Annotated in this window: 19 protein-coding genes, 1 tRNA gene and 1 pseudogene; 2 read left to right on the top strand and 19 right to left on the bottom strand. The window is 60.4% G+C overall.

What is annotated here, in order from left to right; genetic code table 11:
* The first annotated feature begins 115 nt into the window (after positions 1–115).
* Positions 116–1,966 (top strand): ATP-binding protein, encoded by a 1,851-nt coding sequence (locus PNO31109_RS10670; RefSeq protein ID WP_047906279.1) that lies wholly within the window; start codon positions 116–118, stop codon positions 1,964–1,966.
* A gap of 120 nt (positions 1,967–2,086) precedes the next feature.
* Here PNO31109_RS10670 and PNO31109_RS10665 read toward each other — a convergent pair whose 3' ends face one another.
* The 9 genes and pseudogenes from PNO31109_RS10665 to PNO31109_RS10620 form a co-directional block, all read right to left on the bottom strand.
* Positions 2,087–2,386 carry a hypothetical protein gene (locus tag PNO31109_RS10665; RefSeq protein ID WP_047906280.1) on the bottom strand — a complete coding sequence of 100 codons (300 nt, stop codon included), beginning with the start codon at positions 2,384–2,386 and terminating at the stop codon, positions 2,087–2,089.
* A gap of 351 nt (positions 2,387–2,737) precedes the next feature.
* On the bottom strand, positions 2,738–3,259 hold the full coding sequence (locus PNO31109_RS10655; RefSeq protein ID WP_047908551.1) for a hypothetical protein: 522 nt from the start codon (positions 3,257–3,259) through the stop codon (positions 2,738–2,740).
* Positions 3,260–3,295: 36 nt separating this feature from the next.
* A complete protein-coding gene (locus tag PNO31109_RS10650; protein ID WP_047906282.1) occupies positions 3,296–3,526 on the bottom strand; it encodes a type I toxin-antitoxin system ptaRNA1 family toxin in 231 nt (76 codons plus the stop codon).
* A 73-nt stretch (positions 3,527–3,599) separates the two neighbouring features.
* A complete protein-coding gene (trbL, locus tag PNO31109_RS10645; protein WP_174966358.1) occupies positions 3,600–5,066 on the bottom strand; it encodes a P-type conjugative transfer protein TrbL in 1,467 nt (488 codons plus the stop codon).
* Positions 5,063–5,251 carry a hypothetical protein gene (locus PNO31109_RS10640; RefSeq protein WP_047906284.1) on the bottom strand — a complete coding sequence of 63 codons (189 nt, stop codon included), beginning with the start codon at positions 5,249–5,251 and terminating at the stop codon, positions 5,063–5,065. The genes trbL and PNO31109_RS10640 overlap by 4 nt, the downstream gene beginning before the upstream one ends.
* Positions 5,252–5,263: 12 nt before the next feature.
* Positions 5,264–6,037, bottom strand: coding sequence for a P-type conjugative transfer protein TrbJ (trbJ, locus tag PNO31109_RS10635; protein WP_047906285.1), 774 nt, complete (start codon positions 6,035–6,037; stop codon positions 5,264–5,266).
* A gap of 86 nt (positions 6,038–6,123) precedes the next feature.
* Positions 6,124–6,486 (bottom strand): annotated as a pseudogene (traJ, locus tag PNO31109_RS10630) (conjugal transfer transcriptional regulator TraJ).
* A gap of 331 nt (positions 6,487–6,817) precedes the next feature.
* On the bottom strand, positions 6,818–7,057 hold the full coding sequence (locus PNO31109_RS21920) for a TraK family protein (RefSeq protein ID WP_167362721.1): 240 nt from the start codon (positions 7,055–7,057) through the stop codon (positions 6,818–6,820).
* Between the two features lie 188 nt (positions 7,058–7,245).
* Complete coding sequence (locus PNO31109_RS10620; RefSeq protein WP_064674888.1) at positions 7,246–7,530, bottom strand: hypothetical protein; 285 nt, start codon at positions 7,528–7,530, stop codon at positions 7,246–7,248.
* Positions 7,531–7,788: 258 nt separating this feature from the next.
* Here PNO31109_RS10620 and PNO31109_RS10615 point away from each other — a divergent pair, with 258 nt between their 5' ends.
* Positions 7,789–8,343, top strand: coding sequence for a hypothetical protein (locus tag PNO31109_RS10615; protein WP_237170011.1), 555 nt, complete (start codon positions 7,789–7,791; stop codon positions 8,341–8,343).
* A gap of 449 nt (positions 8,344–8,792) precedes the next feature.
* On the opposite strand, the gene PNO31109_RS10610 is transcribed toward PNO31109_RS10615, so the two are convergent.
* The 10 genes from PNO31109_RS10610 to PNO31109_RS10565 all read right to left on the bottom strand — a co-directional run bounded on the left by PNO31109_RS10610 (position 8,793) and on the right by PNO31109_RS10565 (position 16,314).
* A complete protein-coding gene (locus PNO31109_RS10610; RefSeq protein WP_150555576.1) occupies positions 8,793–9,776 on the bottom strand; it encodes a replication initiator protein A in 984 nt (327 codons plus the stop codon).
* A gap of 3 nt (positions 9,777–9,779) precedes the next feature.
* Entirely contained in the window at positions 9,780–10,115 is a 336-nt protein-coding gene (locus tag PNO31109_RS10605; RefSeq protein ID WP_084663995.1) for a hypothetical protein, read from the bottom strand.
* A gap of 303 nt (positions 10,116–10,418) precedes the next feature.
* A tRNA-Ala gene (locus PNO31109_RS10600) sits at positions 10,419–10,494 on the bottom strand.
* Between the two features lie 224 nt (positions 10,495–10,718).
* Positions 10,719–12,428: a thiosulfohydrolase SoxB gene (soxB, locus tag PNO31109_RS10595; RefSeq protein ID WP_150555575.1), complete on the bottom strand. Its 1,710-nt coding sequence runs from the start codon at positions 12,426–12,428 to the stop codon at positions 10,719–10,721.
* Positions 12,429–12,587: 159 nt separating this feature from the next.
* Positions 12,588–13,034 carry a TlpA family protein disulfide reductase gene (locus PNO31109_RS10590; RefSeq protein ID WP_150555646.1) on the bottom strand — a complete coding sequence of 149 codons (447 nt, stop codon included), beginning with the start codon at positions 13,032–13,034 and terminating at the stop codon, positions 12,588–12,590.
* 332 nt (positions 13,035–13,366) lie between these two features.
* Positions 13,367–14,017 (bottom strand): sulfur oxidation c-type cytochrome SoxX, encoded by a 651-nt coding sequence (gene soxX / locus PNO31109_RS10585; RefSeq protein WP_150555574.1) that lies wholly within the window; start codon positions 14,015–14,017, stop codon positions 13,367–13,369.
* A gap of 19 nt (positions 14,018–14,036) precedes the next feature.
* A complete protein-coding gene (soxA, locus tag PNO31109_RS10580) occupies positions 14,037–14,822 on the bottom strand; it encodes a sulfur oxidation c-type cytochrome SoxA (protein ID WP_150555645.1) in 786 nt (261 codons plus the stop codon).
* A gap of 227 nt (positions 14,823–15,049) precedes the next feature.
* The gene (gene soxZ, locus PNO31109_RS10575; protein ID WP_150555573.1) at positions 15,050–15,361 is read right to left on the bottom strand and encodes a thiosulfate oxidation carrier complex protein SoxZ; all 312 of its coding nucleotides are present in this window, start codon (positions 15,359–15,361) and stop codon (positions 15,050–15,052) included.
* A gap of 32 nt (positions 15,362–15,393) precedes the next feature.
* Positions 15,394–15,861: a thiosulfate oxidation carrier protein SoxY gene (soxY, locus tag PNO31109_RS10570; protein ID WP_150555572.1), complete on the bottom strand. Its 468-nt coding sequence runs from the start codon at positions 15,859–15,861 to the stop codon at positions 15,394–15,396.
* 123 nt (positions 15,862–15,984) lie between these two features.
* Positions 15,985–16,314, bottom strand: coding sequence for a c-type cytochrome (locus PNO31109_RS10565; RefSeq protein WP_150555571.1), 330 nt, complete (start codon positions 16,312–16,314; stop codon positions 15,985–15,987).
* Between the last annotated feature and the right edge of the window lie 55 nt (positions 16,315–16,369).

Raw genomic sequence — 16,369 nt, 5'->3', positions numbered from 1 at the left:
GTCGCTGTCTGACTAGTTCCGATATGTCGGCGTAGCGCGGACGGACACTTTTTTCAAGCGGAAGCCGTTAATAGACTACCAGTTCAGTGGACCACATTCGTCGGGGGGAGGGGTTGTGAAACTCGCCGCTGTAATTCTTGAAAATTTCCGTGGGTACGCTCAAAGCGTCCGAATCGAGATCGACGACCTGACAGCTTTCGTTGGTAAAAACGACGCTGGCAAGTCAACGATCCTCGAAGCACTCGAAATCTTCTTCAATGACGGCAAGCCCGAACGCGGCGATGCGTGTGTGTACGCCAATGGGACAACGATCCGCATCGGCTGTGCCTTCACGAACCTGCCTATCAAGATTGTTCTCGACGCTGCTGCCCCGACATCCCTCGCTGCTGAGCATCTGCTGAACGAAAAAGGCGAGCTGGAGATCACTAAGGAATGGGACTGTTCGGGTAAAACGCCGAAAGAAGCGGTTTTCGCGACAGCGCTACATCCGGTCAATGCCGACGCCGCCGATCTGCTCACGCTCAAAAACAGCGACCTCAAGTCCAGAATCAAAAAGCTCGGTATCGACGAGTCGACCGTGAACTTGGCGATAAATGGGAATATGCGCCAAGCGATCCGTGCTGCTTGTCAACCGTTAACGCTAGAACGCCGGCTGCTCCCGCTCGACAAGGAGGATGCCAAGAAGGTCTGGGATCAGCTCAAGCCGCAGCTTCCGATGTACGCGCTGTTCCGCTCTGACCGACCAAGCCAGGACGGTGACGAAGAGGTTCAAAGCCCGCTCAAATTTGCGATCACGCAAGCGCTTAAGGAAATGGCGGACGATCTGAAGAAGATCGAGGATGCGGTGAGACTTAGGGCGGAAGATGTCGCGAAGCGAACACTCGAAAAATTGAACGAGATGGACAGTCGCCTAGCGAGTGAGCTTAAGCCATTTTTCAAGGCCGATCCCAAATGGGATGTCTTCAAGTTTGGCCTTGTGGGGGACAACGACATTCCCATCAACAAGCGCGGGAGCGGCGTTCGCCGTCTTATCCTCCTGAACTTTTTCCGGGCCGAAGCGGAGAGGCGACGTACCGAGAAGGGCGCATTGAGCGTCATCTACGCCATCGAGGAGCCGGAGACGTCGCAACACCCCGACAACCAGCGCTTGCTCGTTCAAGCACTTAAGGAACTTGCCGTAGATGAGAACACGCAAGTTCTGGTCACGTCTCACACGCCCGGGCTAGCCGGGCTTTTGCCGAGCGATAGCCTGCGGTGCGTGCGCAAACAGGCCGACGGTACGGCTACCGTCGTTCATTGCACCGACGACGATTTGGCCACGATTGCAAACGAACTCGGCGTATTGCCTGATCGGCGGGTCCAAGCGCTGGTCTTCGTCGAAGGGACCAACGATATCGAATTCCTTGAGCGCATCAGTTCCATGCTGAAACCAAGCATGGCTGATGTCGTCGATTTCACCGGCGACAACCGAGTGGCGCTTGTCCCTCTCGGTGGAGGCTCGCTCAAGCAATGGGTTGCCAAGCACTATCTGCGAAACCTGAATCTTCCGGAAGTTCATATCTATGATCGTGACGATGCCGTGCCGCCGAAGTACCAAGCGGAGTGCGATACGGTAAACGCCCGTACCGACGGATCTTGGGCGGTCATAACGACGAAGCGCGAGCTCGAGAACTATTTGCACGCGGACGCCATCGCGGAAGGTATGAACGGTATCGTGGTCACCTACACGGACACCTGTGACGTTCCGCTAATCGTTGCCAAATCCGTTCACGAATCGTCTGGTAGCACGAAGCCATGGGCCGATGTCTTGGCTGACGCCAAGGAATTGGGTGATAAGGTCAATCGGGCCAAAAAGCGGCTCAACCGCGACGCTGCTGCAAAAATGACCCCCGCGAGACTTGCGGAGATCGACGCGGCCGGCGAGGTATCGGGCTGGCTTAAAAGGATTCACGGGATGCTCGTTTAACGAGCGGAAATCGCGGCATTACTGATCGACCGTGCTCACGCGCTACGCTTCTGCTCCTGGTTGAAAGCTCGGGGAGCCAAGCCGCAAATTCGACCTCCCTTATCGCACGCGAGCCCACGCCTAACCTTCTTTGGCCTTGCGCGCTAACGCTTGGGCTACCGTCTCGCCGGGACATAGGCCGAATAGTTCGCGGGCATTGTTCCTGGTGATGAACAGAGGAACGTCAAGGGTAGGGCCTTCGTCGTCCAGGAAGGTCGGCTCTGGCGCATCAGCCAAGTTGGCCAGGACGTTACCGCTTGCGATGGCATCTTGCTCGCTCAAGGCATTCTCCTTGAACGCACCGGTCGCGTTCCCCGCTTTGTCGCTTGGTTGGGTGGTGGCATTGAGGTTCGATTGTTTTTCGTCGCTGCTCATGGTCATGGGTGTCTTGGCTCAGTTGAAGATCGACGTTCATGGGTGCGTGATACGCAGCCACGGCCCAAGAACGTCCTTCAGGCTCTGCTGACAGAGGTCGATACTGATTTGGCTGCCATCCCCGAAAACGGACATGTAACCACCCGTGAACGAGAGCGACAATTTTTCGTGCCACTCCATATCGGTGGACGCTAGGCGGCGGCTACAACGATCACGGGTAAAGGAGACGGCTTCGTGGACGGTAACGGGTTGATATTGAAGCATCGGAGCGCTCCGGCTCAGTTCGAATACGATGCGCCGTGTCGCGGTAGTCGGGAAGAAGAATAATATTCTTATTATTCTTACCAGCGTTATGCGCTACGTGCTGGTCAAACGGCTTGCCCTGGCTCGAAGGTCATCCGGCGTGGCTCTCTGTAACGATATAAAGTCACGCTCGGCCATTGTCTCGTAGGTGCCTCGAAAGGGTAGGTAGAGATCCACAACCCATGATTCACCTTCTTTTCGCCCAGCATAAGGGTGAAGAACTTCGCCATCCGGACGCTTGCGATCAAATCGCAGAACTCCTTCGTGCGGGTACGGGTGTGCGCGCCGAGTCGCCATCATCCGTTCGACAACCTCGTGGGGAAAGCCCGGATGCTCGGAGTTATCTGCGGCGTGGACCGCCGCACGAATCGATTCCTCGACTGTAAGGTGACAACGTGAAATATCGTCTTCATCGAATACCTCTTCTTTGACGATATAGGGCGGGCCTTCATACCAGTGCGGATCGTCGTGGTCCAATCGGATCGCCAAGATGGTTCGGGCACCGACATCGGTACAACGCCACCACCCCGTGCAATCCATGAAGGTCAGGCCGATATAAAAGTCTGTGTGGTTCATGGAAGCTCCCTGCGCCGATAGCATGCTGCTCGCAGCTCAATGGTGCTGCAACGTTTGGCGTACAACGGCCATTGCCTCACTGAAATCTCGGTGCGTCGCCCGCCCTGTTTCGGCCTGGTAGAAGACGACCATGAACAGGTTCGCAACGGCCTCCGCCAGTGTCGATAGCTCCCGAGCGGTGCTCTGGTCCATGAAGTCCAAGGCCGCGAGTTGCATTGCCGCGTGATGGATAACTTGCCGTGCTTCGGTATCATGCGTGATTGCCATGCTTCACCTCTCAAGCAGGTGTTGTTACGTGGAAGTGCCGGCCGGTTGCCGCCGGCCGGTGCGCTTGTGCTGTCTAAGCCTCGTCCTCAGTTGGACGATGTTTGTTTACGAACGCAGCTACCTCGTCGTTCATATTGCCCCCGGCCATCGCGCTTTGCCGACCCGCACCGAGACTGTCGCCGGCGAAATTCGATTCAGTGTCCGTGCTGGCACCGCTCCTGCTCGAAATCGCCGACGCAATCTTGCTGCCCGTCGTCTGCGCCATTTGTTCCTTCGCGGCGTCCATCATGTTCGCGGCCTTGTCCTTGGCGACTGCGCTCGCGCCCTTGGCGAGATTCGCGCCCATGTCCGCCGCGAAGCGGCCGGCTGTGCTCATGGCAGACATGAAGCCGCCGCTGCCGCCGGACGTGCTACCGCTGCCAAAGCCGCCCAAGCCGCTGCCACTCGACGAGCCACTGCCCGACGAACTGTCGCCACTGTTCGAGAACATACCGCTGCCATCGGCCATGTTCTGCTGCGCTGACTGGAACGCCGCCTTGAGAGCCGATGCTCCACCGGCCGAGCTCGTCGCGCCGGCCATCGCAGTAGAACCGACAGACGCCGCCGCGCTCGCGGTCATGGCGGCAGCAGCCATCACCGAGCCAACCCCAACACCACCAATCGAACCAGCGCCACCAACACCAACAATGCCTGCGATCCTCGGCGGTATCTTGTTCGTGAGATACATCAACACGAATGCCGCTATAAGCATGATCGCCATTTCCTTGAGGTCGATTCCGGCTCTCATGCTGGCGTAGTACTCGTTGATGAACGTCTTGCCGATCCCGATGAGCAGCAGCATTACCATCATCTCGGCTCCGATCGCCAAGACATGCTTGTAGTAGCTGATCGCGATATCTGACGTCCAGCGCGCCCCACCAAAGCCAAGAAAAAACACCCCGCCGTAGATCATGATCCAGGCCGACACAAAGACCAGGAGCAGGTTCACGCCGACAATCGCAAGAACGATCATCACAACCAACGCCATGAGGAGACCTACCACGCTGTCCGTCGGCGACCAGACCGACGACTGATCGAGCGCCTTGGTAAAAATGTCATAGCCGATTTGCACGATGCCTCCTGGCGTAAAATCGGTTGACTGGCCGATGGCCTTCGCGCCGATCATCCACATCGACTTGACGATGGAATCGGCAATCGCAGGCCCGTTGGAGAGAATCCACCAGAAGAAGCCGAGCACAGTGAAAAAGCGAACGATTTCAGCCAGTGCCTCCTGAATGCCGCCGTTTTTCAACGCCAGCATCCCGAACGTCCACACCATGCTGATCAGCGCGAGGCCCCAAAACAACCACGATGCGTAGCTCACCATGACGCTGCCCCACGCGCTGGCAGCGGCCTGGTATTTCCCCATCACCGAATCGACTACGTTGGAATTCAGCGGTGCGGCTGCAACGGTTGCCGTATAGGCGATGGCCGTCGAGGCAACGGCAAGGCGCTTGAAGCCTTCGGAAAGCATCGTTTTCATAGCGCGGCTCCTCCTCATTGGTCTTTCTTTTGCGGTTGTGATGGCGTATCGCCCCACGTCCAGTTTTTCGGAGAGGAACTGACGATGTTGCTGCCGTCGCGCAGTTGCTTCGCGGCTGCCGCCTGCTGTGCCTCGATCCGAGCGCTCTTGTCCTCGCAACCTGTAAGAACTGTGATAAGGATGAGCAAGATGGTGAATTTCATCGCCAGTCTCCCTTATTCGAAGGTCCAGTTTTTCGGCGTCGAACTGGTGATGTTGCTGCCGTCACGAAGCTGCTGAGCCGCTGCTGCTTGCAAGGCTTCCTTGTCAGCCACGTTCTCGGCACGCGTCGCTTGCGCTGCTGCTTGGGCGGCCAACATGCCCCGGATTTGCAGGAGCTGGTTCGTCTGCGCGCTCGCGAGCTGGTTTGCCGCCGACAACGCTTCCATTTGCCCTTGCGCACTTGTCGCCTGCGATTGCAGCGACCGAAGATGCGCTGCGTCCGTGGTCAGCGTTTGTTGTTGCTGATCGACGGCCTTCAGGACGGCATCGTTGGCGCTCTTTTGCGCGGTCGAACCGTTAGCCTGCGCATCGAGCAGCGCCTGTCGTTGCGAGTTTGAGCAACCACTCGACGTGAAACACGGCGACGTGCGGTAGTAACTCACGTCCTGATATCTTGACAGGTAGGCGTCGAGACTACCGGCCTGATTCTTGTAGTAGCTCAACGTGTCCTGCGCTTGCAGCAGCTTGTTGATCGTCTGATTCGCCTGGTCCCACACCCAGGCGGCGGGCGCGAGCGTGTTTTGCAGCATGTTTTGATATTGCTGCAACTGCGTCTGATACTGCTGAATCTGCTTTTCGACAGCCGCGACGTTCTGCATCGCACTGACCGTTGTTTGCACAACGTTCGTAGCATCGATCACGGGGATGCCGGCGTGCGCCGGGACGTTGAGTGCCGCTGCGATTGCGACAATCAATACCATCTTGACGGAACCTTTTTCTCTACGCATCTTGCTTCTCCTTCGATTAATTAGAGGCCACCTCATAAGCTGAACATAGGGGGCCACGAGTCAGCCCGCTTTAGCGGCTAAAAAGCTCACGCACGCACTATCCGCGTCATGACCGCCCGCAATTCGTCCTGTGTGGCCTCAATCTTCGTCAGCAGGACGCGGATGGTTGCCGGCGTAAACCCGGCCGTCCGCGCATCGTTCGTCAGCCAGAGCTTCAGCAGGCCACCGAGGCGCCCCAGGTCGCCATTGACTCGGGCCAAGTCTTGAACGCGGGCGAGATCGAGAATGCCTCGGATCTCCTAGCCCACTCCCACGTTCCGCAAGTAGGCAGCGACACTCAAGCCGGCCGCCGCCGCATTGCGCTTTATTGCCGCTTCTTCGTCCGGCAAGACGGGCGCACGAAGGTGGCGGCCATGCTTGCGCGTCATCGTCTTTGTCTCGGCGTCCATTACTCATCCAATCCGGCCTACGCCGGCATTAAGCGGCGGTAGCCGCTGGCCTCGCAGAGCAGGATTCCCGTTGAGCGCCGAAGACGCGAATAAGGGAGAGTGAAGAAGGAACACCGGCTTGCCGGTGGGCCTACTTCACATATCCTGCCCGGCATGCCACCGCTTCCGAAAGGAAACTGGACCTTTCCGCGATCGAGACATCGTTGTTGATTTACCGTTGTTCTTTCGATCAATCGAAAGAACAACGCTCGAATGCTGCATTGGTCGAAGAAAGACATATTCTGTTCGACTCCAAGAAGGTAACGACTGAATGCGGTGAGATCGCTGATCGTTATGGAAACACTTGCGGCTTGCGCGTCAGCTCGTTGGCATATCTTCGGAAAGCTTGGTAGCCGTAGCAGATATGCCCCTCTTCCGCCAGCGCCTCCCAAATGCTCATTAGCGAATGCCCGTCGTCGATAGCTGCTTGAACTTCCGTCCGCACGAGCAGAAATGCCGCTCGGTTTCTTGCATTTCGTCCAATGGACTGCCTCAAGGCGCGCTCCGCAATTCGTTCCGACAGCGATTTCATAGCTTCAAACCTCGTAGCCGTGCGACGACAGCACCTGAGCCAAGTTGGCACCTTCCCAACTTCCCGGGCGGCTGATCACCATGCCGGCATCTTCCGCAAGCATCGCCAGCAACGTTGAAGGCGTCAGATCGCCGTGACTTGTGAATCCTTCTCGCAACTTGTTCGACCGCGTACAGCGAATAGCCAGCTCACGAAGATTTGCCGCCGTCTCCTCGGATATTTCGATCGACATTCGCTTCATCACGTCGCTCCCCTTCCGTTGCAATTCCTGCATCGAACAGGCGCGCGACTGCCTCGGTGGGAAAGTACATGCGGCGGCCGATGTAAACCTTCTGGGCATTGAGAGATCGCGCCCATTCGCTCTTCGACTTCAGCAGGGCCATCCGCAAGCCTTCTGGTTTCCGGCTTAATGTCGCGGCCAATTGCTCGAGAGTCATGACAGCGCCGTACCGCTCTTTCAAGATGTCGAACATTGAACTCACACACTGGGCTTGATTCCGGTTGATTGACGTTGTTGCATGAATTCTTGGGCAAACAGGAATAGAATTGCAGTGCGAATAATCAGGCGTTTTCTTACTAGGGTTTAAAGACCTATGGCACGACCTGCGCGAAGCGATTCAGAAAAACGGCAAGGCGGCATGCGCGCGGCTGCGCTCCTGCACATACTCGCTGCTCGCGTGGGGGCGGAGAACCCACACCAATTCGCAGCGCGCTTTGACGATAAGGTTGGCATGCTGACCCAACAGTCCGGAAAGTGGCGGCCGAACTTCAGCGGAGAAAAGCCTCTGTCCGCACAACAAAGAGCGCTGCTGACGCGTCTCGACGCCGACGCGGATGTCCTGCATGAGAACGGCCCGGCAGATCTGTGGAAAGCGATGTGGGGACGGCTGGACGAGTTGCAGTCGATACTATCCGGCGAGCTGAAAGAATGGCGAACGCTTGATATGGTGCTCGCAGAATTCGAGGCCGATATGCTACTGGCCGAGCGTGATCGTGCGCCCGTTCCCCTTGCATATTTGGCGAAGGCAGTTGCCTTATACCGGCTGCACCAAGAGGTCGAGGCCATCGTTCCCGTTGGTCTCGATGGCGAGGGAATTTGCCGATGCCTGCGGCTCTGCCTGGATAACGACCACGTACAGCAGGAACTCGCCCATCTTGGCGTCAAACAAGCTGTTGATGCGGAACTAACGAACTGGATCGTCTCCCGGCCCGATATGGAGATAGCGTGGGCACCGGCCGAAGCGCGATGGAATGTCCTCGCTTTTCGGCTGGATTGGGTCCATTGAACGTGCCGAGAAATTTAGCGGCTAAAATTCGGCTGCTCGCGTCCCTCAAGTGTCAATGAAATGCATTCGGCGACGACTCTTCGATGTAGCGGCGGGGCCCGCGCGAAAGGCGGATGAACGAAAACTTCGGTTGCCGGAACGAAGCTTATTGACAGATGAGGGACAAGTTGAGGGTTGAGCGCAGTAGCACAACGCAACGACTACTTGCTTGTGCTACCGCGCGAAGAGCGTCGGCGGAACGTTAAAGGTTTTATATAGAGTTATATCGCGCGCGCGCGTTACGCTTTTTGAAACCCTTGCAGTACAAGGCGATTCGGGACGTGCTCATCCTTAAAAGCACGAGGAGGCGCATCCCCAAAAGCACGTGGCAAGCCACAGCACTGCATCCCTAAAGGCACGTGATAATTCACAGGTCAGATTGAGTTATCCACAACGGTACGCACGTAGTTTCACGGACATCTGGGCCCACCTCGCTTGCGAACACATGCATTCTCACGAGCCTTGGCCGAGGTGGGAGGCAGACCCTTCACGATAGCCGCGATTTCAGCTCGGTAGCCTTTCGGGCCGTTAGCGTAGAACGCTACCGCGTCGGCCTTAGGGTCATAGGCCATGCGGTAGTCAGGTAGCTCGCCGGAGGCGGCCAGCGCCTTGATAGCCGCCCGAAATTTGAATAGCTTGTCGGCACTGCCGCTCTTCTCATGCAGCGTGGCGATACTAGGCTTCCAGGTCGGTTGCCTGCCACAGTGCTTGCGGGCAAGTTCGTATATGCGCCGGTCAAGAGGCTTACGCAGGCGGAAGTAGTCTGGTGACAGGGTTAGCACGTGCATAGCGTCCACGCTGCGAAACAGCCAGTCTGGCAAGGTCACTTCCACGGCCACCATGCGGTTATCGCCGTCGCGTTCAACGACCTTGGCCGAATCGATCAATCCGAAGAACCCGCGTTCGCGCTTACCCGCCGTCTCGATGTTGGTTTCGATGCGCGTGCCGGTGAGTCGTGCGAGCATCTCTCCCATGCGGATATAGGCACGGCCGCTGGCGTCGCGATTTGTCGTGTGCAGAAAGTCGTAGGCAGTGAAACGTACCGTGCGTGCAATCTCGCGGCCACGGTTCTTCGCCTCAACCAACTGGCTGATGCAGTAGATCCATAGGTCTTTGTCATGAATCGTCGCGCAGCCGTCGATCCCAGGTTTTACTGATACCGTAGTCCCGTTTCGCTCGTACACACGTACACGCCGGTCACCGGCGCGTAAAGCGAATAAGGGGTGCTCCATGCTTGCCACGTCGTCCTTCGGTGAAGCATCGAGAATGTCAGCGACGAAGAAATCTCGTTGCTGATGCCTGTGCGGTGCAAGGCGCGAGTGCGTCGATGCGGACGCATCGCAAGCACCGCCAGGCGACGCCAGCGGCGTCGCCTCGACGATGAATGCTTGCATGGCTTACACCTCGGCCGCGGCTTCGGTGGACGAGGATCGGATGCCGGATTGCTTATGACGTTGGCTTCGCTGTCGTGCAATCTGCTCAGCCTTGGTAGGCCGGCCTCGGCGCGGTCGCGAATCTTCCGCGACCACCGAGGCCACGGGTCGAGAGATGCCCTCGACATGCGCGGCTAGCCAGTGTTCAACGTCCTCAACACGCCAGAGTAGGCGCTTGGTGCTCGGAAGACGACAGATCGGAGGAAGAGATTGTGGATTGCGGGTCGCATCGCTTCGGATGCTCGCAACGGACTTGTGCAGATAGGCGGACAGCTGCTCGACCGTGATCAGTTCTTTCATCAAAGAGATCCCACGGCGGGTCGACAAGAAACCCGGCCGGATACTCTCTCCGCGCGCGATTGATGAAAGACGGTGCCAGCCGTCTGCTGCCGATGTAATCGGCTCGCGGCTAAATCATACAACGAATCGAAAGGATGCTGAGCATACGTGCGCACTTGATCGCAGCCCGGAAGACGCAGGGTCGTGGCGCGAGCGTTGCCGATTGGCACAAATTTGGCACACACGATGTGCCAAAACCTGCTTCCGAAAGCAAAACAACGCACTACATCGCAAGACGTAGTGCGTTGTTTTTAAACGAAATCTTGGTGGAGCGGAGGAGGATCGAACTCCCGACCTTCGCATTGCGAACGCGACGCTCTCCCAGCTGAGCTACCGCCCCACACGAAGCAACGATTATAGCGACTTTTTTGGACGCGGCGAGCACCCGACCAAAATGGTCGGGTTTTGGCCCCTGGACGGCCCGAAATCCCGCAACGAACGACGCTTCCCGTGCCGGGACAGCGACCTCAACGCCGCTCCGTTGCCCGGTCCTCACCTGCCCTCACCCCGCTCACGCCCGCCCATGCCTGCCCGCGTCCGTCAGGCGGAGCGGCCGAGCGGCCTTCAAGCCGCCCCGAGATTGCCCTTCATCCCCTTGATGACGGGCACCTTCGGCGCTTTCGCCACCACTGTCTTCTGCGCACGGAGATAACGCGCCACCACATCCCATACCGGCTCGCCCTGCGCCCCTTCGGCCACCGGCGCCCACCCGGCCACCTTGTACGTCTTGCCCGCCTCGATCGGCTTGCCGTTCAGGCGCATCTCCGTGATGCGCTGCCCCATCGGGGCCATCGGGTCGATCGCATAGTCCATGCCGCCCACGCGCACCATGTCCCCGCCCTGCTGGTAGTACGGGTCCGGGTTGAACAGGTTGTCGGCCACATCTTCGAGCACCGTCTTGATCGTCTCGCCGGTCATGGGCGTGAGCGTTGTATACGGATAGGTGATGGCCGTCTGGTCGAGCAACTGCTCCATCGTGATCGCCTGCCCCGGCAGCAGCGACGTCCCCCAACGGAAGCCCGGCGAGAAGCCGATCTCGGCATCCTTTTCCGCCATCACGGCGTCGAGCAGCAACTGGTCGAACGTGCCGTTGAAGTTGCCGCGGCGATATAGCACACCTTCGGTCACCGCCAGCGGCTCCGCGAGCTTCGCCGCGAACGGCGCACGCACGCGTTCGATGAGCGCCTGCATCTGGGCGTCGGCCGGCAGCAAATTGGCGAACACCGGCAGCAACTTGTAACGGAAGTCCACCGGCTTGCCGCCTTTCACGTCGAAGTCCAGCACCGCCAGGAACTTGCCGTTCGAGCCGGCATTGGTGACGAGCGTCTTGCCGCCGGCGTTCTCGACGATCACGGGCCTGGGCACGCCGTCGTGCGTGTGCCCGCCCATGATCGCGTCGATGCCGCGCACGCGCGACGCCAGCTTCAGATCCACGTCCATGCCGTTGTGCGAGAGCACGACAACGACCTGCGCGCCCTTGCCGCGCACTTCGTCGACCATCGACTGCAACCGCTCCTCCTGAATGCCGAACGTCCAGTCCGGCACGAAGTAGCGCGGATTGGCAATCGGCGTGTACGGGAACGCCTGCCCGATGATCGCCACCAGCACGCCGTTCATCGTCTTGATCGTATACGGCGCGAAGACGGGATCGCCGAAGTCGTTCGTCTGCACGTTCTGCGCAACGAAGTCGATCTTGCCCTTGAGCTGCTCCTCGACCACCGACTTCACGCGCTCGGCGCCATACGTGAATTCCCAGTGTGCCGTCATGACGTCAACGCCAAGCGCCAACGTGGCGTCGACCATGTCCTGGCCCTTGGTCCACATGGCCGTGCCGGAACCCTGCCAGGTATCACCGCCATCGAGCAGCAGCGCGCCGGGACGCGACGCCTTCATACGCTTGACCAGCGTGGCCAGATGCGCGAAGCCGCCAACCTTGCCATACGTGCGCGCCGCCGACGCGAAGTCCAGATATGTGAACGCATGGGCTTCGGGCGTTCCCGCGCGCAGCCCATACGCCTTGAGGAACGCCTCGCCCACCAAATGAGGCGGTTTGTTCGCCTGCTCGCCGATCCCGAGATTGACGCTCGGCTCACGGAAGTAAATCGGCAGCAGTTGCGCGTGACAGTCGGTGAAGTGGAGCAGGTGCACATTGCCGAACTTCGGCAGATCGTAGAACGCAGCGGCCGCCGTGGCAGCCGCCGTCTCGCGATGCGAGAGCGCCATTCCCCCGGCTGCCGCCACCGCCAACACCTGCATGAATTCGCGTCGATTCATTTCGTCTCCGTGGCAAGCGCATCCGGCGACGCACCGCCCTTGTCGTTATCCATTACGCGACGATGGCGTCGCGCGACATCCGTCCGGCATTCGCTGCCGGACCATAACCCTCTGCGCACCGCATCGGCGCGCGGCCGGTTTTCGCGTGCAGCCACCACCTCACTTGCCGGCATAGTCGGCAAGCGCCGCCACATCCTCGCCGAACATCTCACCGACTTCCTTGCGCAGCACACGCCCGTTTCGGCCGATCACATACAGCTCAGGCAAGCCGCGGCGCTTGCCGAGCGCCGCGCGCCATGCGTCGTTTTCCATCCCGGCGGGGAACGTGTAGCCATGTGTCCGGATGTAATCGGCCGCTTCCTTCGGCGTCTTGTCGATGGACAGCGTGACGATCTGGATCGGCTTGCCGCGCGTGGCTTCGTAGAGCCTTTGGACGTGCGGGTTCTGCTGCGCGCAGAACGGACACCACGACGCCCAGTATTCGACGATGACCGTGCGGTCCCTGAACGCGCTGGCCGGCAAGGTCTTCCCGTCGAGCAGGGTGAGCGACGGCAGCGTTACCGTATCGCCGACTTCCACGGCGTGCGCCGGCGCCCCGGCGAGCATGGCCAGCGCGCTCAGCGCGGCACCGAGCGCGCGCCTGGCACCCCGGAGCGGCCATGCAGGCGTTCTCGCGTGGCGAATCCAACCGGTCTCGGGTTTCATGCGGTACTCCGGAAGTCGACGGCGAACGAAATCTCACTAAACGGTGAATTCAACGGTGAATTCAACGACGAATGACGGCAACGGGCGGCCGCGAGGCTCGCGTGGGCGCCGTCCGGACAGATCGCCCGCCACGCAGTGGCACCGTGGTAGACGCCGATGCGCACGATCTCACGATCACGCGCACCGGCCGCGGACCTCGTCCATGTCGGCGGAACGGCGTCCGCCTCGCCGCCTTATTGATTGACCGGCGAGGCCGGATCGAGCAGCAGCGCCATGACGTCCTTCAACTGCTTCTCCGTGAGGATGCCCGCCGCGCCGAAGCGCGGCATGTTCGAGCACGCCATGTAGCTGTGCGAGTCGTAGACCTTCGCCCACGTGTACTTGAGAACCTCGGGCGAGTCGCCGCGCAGCTTGCCGTAGTTGTAGAGCGACGGGCCGATGTTGCCGAACGAGATCTCGCTCTTGGTCAGTTGATGGCACGCATAGCAGTTGCCGCCGTTGACGGTGTCGGCCTTGTCGGAGAACTGCATGCCGCGCCCGTTCTGCGCGACCTTCTCGCCCTCCTTCCAGTCGCCGAGATACTTCCCGTCGGCGGGCGCCTTCACGTTCGCCAGCTCGGCCTTTTGCAGGCGCTCGGCGATCTTCGCGGGCATCGGCTTGGTAGCGTACTGCGTACACAGCTTCTGCAATTCGCTCTGATCGATGCGGTCGAGCTGCGCAATGCCCGAGCCACGGAACGAATCGCGCAATTCCTGAACCACGGCCGCGTCGGACGTCCCGGTGACGAGTTTCACACCTTCGCCCTGAGCGAAGGCCATGCCGACGACGAGAGCCCCGGCCGCTGCCAGCGCGAGCCCCGTCGCGCGCAATGCGAATGTTTTCATGGGTATGCCTCGCGGTCGGTCAGCGCTTCAGGCCCGGGGCGTCCATCTTGCCGCCGTTGGCCATCACACCGAGGAAAGTAATGAGGTCGATCGACGCCTGCGAGCCGTAGTTGAGCTCCGGCATGCGCTGCTGGCGGAAGCAGTCGTACATCCGCCACTGGATGGTGCGCAGCGCGCCTTGCGAGACACGGTAGCCCGGCCACGTCGCGAACGCCTGACGCGCGGCCGCCGGCTTGGTCAGATTCGGCAGATCCTGCAGACGGATGCGCTTGTCGTCCGCTCCGTGGCACGACGCACACGAGAAGTCGTAGGGCCCGGCTCGGTAATAGAAAATCTTCTGCCCGCGCGCGTAGGCTTCCTTCTCTTCCTTGTGCGATTGCGGCACGCGAATGAGCGCCCCGCGCGACTGGCCCGCGACGTAAGCCGTCAACGATTCAAGGTCGGTCGGGTCCTGGCCTTCCTTGGAGAACGGCTGCTTGATGACGTCCGCGCGCTTGAAGCCCTGCAGGTTCACCATGCACTCGACGATGCGCGACTCGGCGTCGAGCACGCGCTTCGAGTCGGGGAAGTAGCGCGGCAGTTGCGCGTAAGCGTCCTTCACCACGCCCGCGCCAAGGCCGAGGTCGCATTGCGCGAGCGACACGTTGTTCGGGCCGCGCGGCGTCTTCCAGAGCTCCTCGCCACGCATTTCGATGAGTTCCGCCGGGTTGCCGTCGGCGAGCATCTCGCGGTATTGCGCGATGGCGTCGGCCGTCGAACTGTCGGCTGCGAATGCGGGGCCGCTGATGCCCCCGATGGCGAGCATGCCGCCGAGCACGCCGCGTCGCAGCCACTGGCCGCCTGCGGTGCCGGCTCGCGCAACGGCCCGTGCGCTGCTCGCTCGTGCGCTCTTCCGCGCCTCTTTCATCTGGCTCTCCTCTTGTGGGTTGGTTGGCACGACGACAGGGGCGGAACACCCCCGTGCACACAACGCGACGCGCACGACGCGCGTGCGAGCCGCGCGTCCTACTCGGCCGGGGCCGGCATTCGCCGTCAGGCGACAGTCGTCTCGTCCGTACGCGAGTCGCCCTTGTTGTCGGTCCACGTCACCGTGACCTTGTCGCCTTTCTTGGCGCCCTTGAACTTGAACGACAGGAACGGATCCTTCGACACCGCCGGCCCCCATTCGGCCGACAGCACCGTCTTGCCGTTGCAGGCGACCGTGACGTTCTGGATGAAGTGTGCCGGCACGATATTACCGGAAGCGTCCTTGCGCTGGCCGGTTTCCATGATGTGGCTCATCAGCACCTTGACCTCGACAACGCCGCCGGCCTCGGTTGCGCGAATGCGCATCGGATTACCCATGTTTTGGCTCCTCTTGTTCTACGATGCGCCGCTCAACCGCCGCAGCCGCCCAGCGTGACCTTGATTTCCTTTTCGGCCACGAGGAATTTGTTGTCCGCCTTGACGAGCGCGTAGACCTTCGAGGTCTGGCCCATCTTCACGCGCGTGGTCACCGACGGCTCCGTGCCGTCGGGAATGTCGAACGACGCGGCGAGCGTGTTCGGATTCTTCTCGATCAGGATCGCGATCGATTGCGTATTCGGCGCCTTGCTGGTCACCGCCACCGGCACGACCGCACCGTTTTCGGCAATGTCGGGCGCGTTCAGCACGACCAGGTCGCTCGGGCTCGCGCTCGTGCCGCCGAGCGCCTTGACCGTGTCGGCCACGCTCTTGGTGGCAAACGCCGCCTTGTTCCACTCCACCTGTGCCGCGCGTGCCTCTTCGGGCTTGATCAGCCCGGCGGCCACCGCCAGCCCCATTACCGCGGAAAACCGCAGCATGTCGCGTCGCTGTTGGTTCATCTCTGTGTGTTTCCTTCTCTGAGGGCCGCCGGCGCGATTTTCGTATGCCGCACCGGCCGCCGTTCGCTCGCCCGGCCGTGCCGCATTGCCGCGCGGCCGACCGGCGAGCCCCCTGCCCCGGGCTTACTTCGCCGGGGCGCCGGCCAGAACCCAGTCCACCAGGATCTTGGCGTCGGCATCCGACATGTTCGGGTGCGCCGGCATCGGGATCGGACCCCACACGCCCGAGCCGCCGCCCTTCACTTTCTTCACCAGCTTGGCCACGGCATCCTTGTCGCCCTTGTACTTGGCGGCGACATCCTGATAGGACGGGCCCACGAGCTTCTTGTCGACCGCATGGCAACCCATACAGGCGTTGGCGGCGGCGAGCTTGGTCGCTGCTGCAACATCGACACCGGCATGGGCCAGCGAGGCGCCGGCCAGCATGGCCGCAGCGATCAGAATCTTCTTCATCGTATCTCCTTCGATTTGGGTAGGGGATGGCGTCCTGCGGCGACCTGTGTGGTTT

The sequence above is a fragment of the Pandoraea nosoerga genome (assembly GCF_902459585.1).
Classification (GTDB): Bacteria; Pseudomonadota; Gammaproteobacteria; order Burkholderiales; family Burkholderiaceae; genus Pandoraea; species Pandoraea nosoerga.
Note: the sequence above shows the minus strand (reverse complement) of the source record. Positions and strands in the feature narration are given on the sequence as shown.

What these genes read in the sequence shown, in the direction of transcription:
- PNO31109_RS10665 (WP_047906280.1), bottom strand. Translation starts at nt 2,386, where the DNA reads ATGACCATGAGCAGCGACGAAAAACAATCGAACCTCAATGCCACCACC.
- PNO31109_RS10655 (WP_047908551.1), bottom strand. Translation starts at nt 3,259, where the DNA reads ATGAACCACACAGACTTTTATATCGGCCTGACCTTCATGGATTGCACG.
- PNO31109_RS10650 (WP_047906282.1), bottom strand. Translation starts at nt 3,526, where the DNA reads ATGGCAATCACGCATGATACCGAAGCACGGCAAGTTATCCATCACGCG.
- trbL (WP_174966358.1), bottom strand. Translation starts at nt 5,066, where the DNA reads ATGAGGAGGAGCCGCGCTATGAAAACGATGCTTTCCGAAGGCTTCAAG.
- PNO31109_RS10640 (WP_047906284.1), bottom strand. Translation starts at nt 5,251, where the DNA reads ATGAAATTCACCATCTTGCTCATCCTTATCACAGTTCTTACAGGTTGC.
- trbJ (WP_047906285.1), bottom strand. Translation starts at nt 6,037, where the DNA reads ATGCGTAGAGAAAAAGGTTCCGTCAAGATGGTATTGATTGTCGCAATC.
- PNO31109_RS21920 (WP_167362721.1), bottom strand. Translation starts at nt 7,057, where the DNA reads ATGAAATCGCTGTCGGAACGAATTGCGGAGCGCGCCTTGAGGCAGTCC.
- PNO31109_RS10620 (WP_064674888.1), bottom strand. Translation starts at nt 7,530, where the DNA reads ATGTTCGACATCTTGAAAGAGCGGTACGGCGCTGTCATGACTCTCGAG.
- PNO31109_RS10615 (WP_237170011.1), top strand. Translation starts at nt 7,789, where the DNA reads ATGCTGACCCAACAGTCCGGAAAGTGGCGGCCGAACTTCAGCGGAGAA.
- PNO31109_RS10610 (WP_150555576.1), bottom strand. Translation starts at nt 9,776, where the DNA reads ATGCAAGCATTCATCGTCGAGGCGACGCCGCTGGCGTCGCCTGGCGGT.
- PNO31109_RS10605 (WP_084663995.1), bottom strand. Translation starts at nt 10,115, where the DNA reads ATGAAAGAACTGATCACGGTCGAGCAGCTGTCCGCCTATCTGCACAAG.
- soxB (WP_150555575.1), bottom strand. Translation starts at nt 12,428, where the DNA reads ATGAATCGACGCGAATTCATGCAGGTGTTGGCGGTGGCGGCAGCCGGG.
- PNO31109_RS10590 (WP_150555646.1), bottom strand. Translation starts at nt 13,034, where the DNA reads ATGCTCGCCGGGGCGCCGGCGCACGCCGTGGAAGTCGGCGATACGGTA.
- soxX (WP_150555574.1), bottom strand. Translation starts at nt 14,017, where the DNA reads ATGAAAACATTCGCATTGCGCGCGACGGGGCTCGCGCTGGCAGCGGCC.
- soxA (WP_150555645.1), bottom strand. Translation starts at nt 14,822, where the DNA reads ATGCTCGCCATCGGGGGCATCAGCGGCCCCGCATTCGCAGCCGACAGT.
- soxZ (WP_150555573.1), bottom strand. Translation starts at nt 15,361, where the DNA reads ATGGGTAATCCGATGCGCATTCGCGCAACCGAGGCCGGCGGCGTTGTC.
- soxY (WP_150555572.1), bottom strand. Translation starts at nt 15,861, where the DNA reads ATGAACCAACAGCGACGCGACATGCTGCGGTTTTCCGCGGTAATGGGG.
- PNO31109_RS10565 (WP_150555571.1), bottom strand. Translation starts at nt 16,314, where the DNA reads ATGAAGAAGATTCTGATCGCTGCGGCCATGCTGGCCGGCGCCTCGCTG.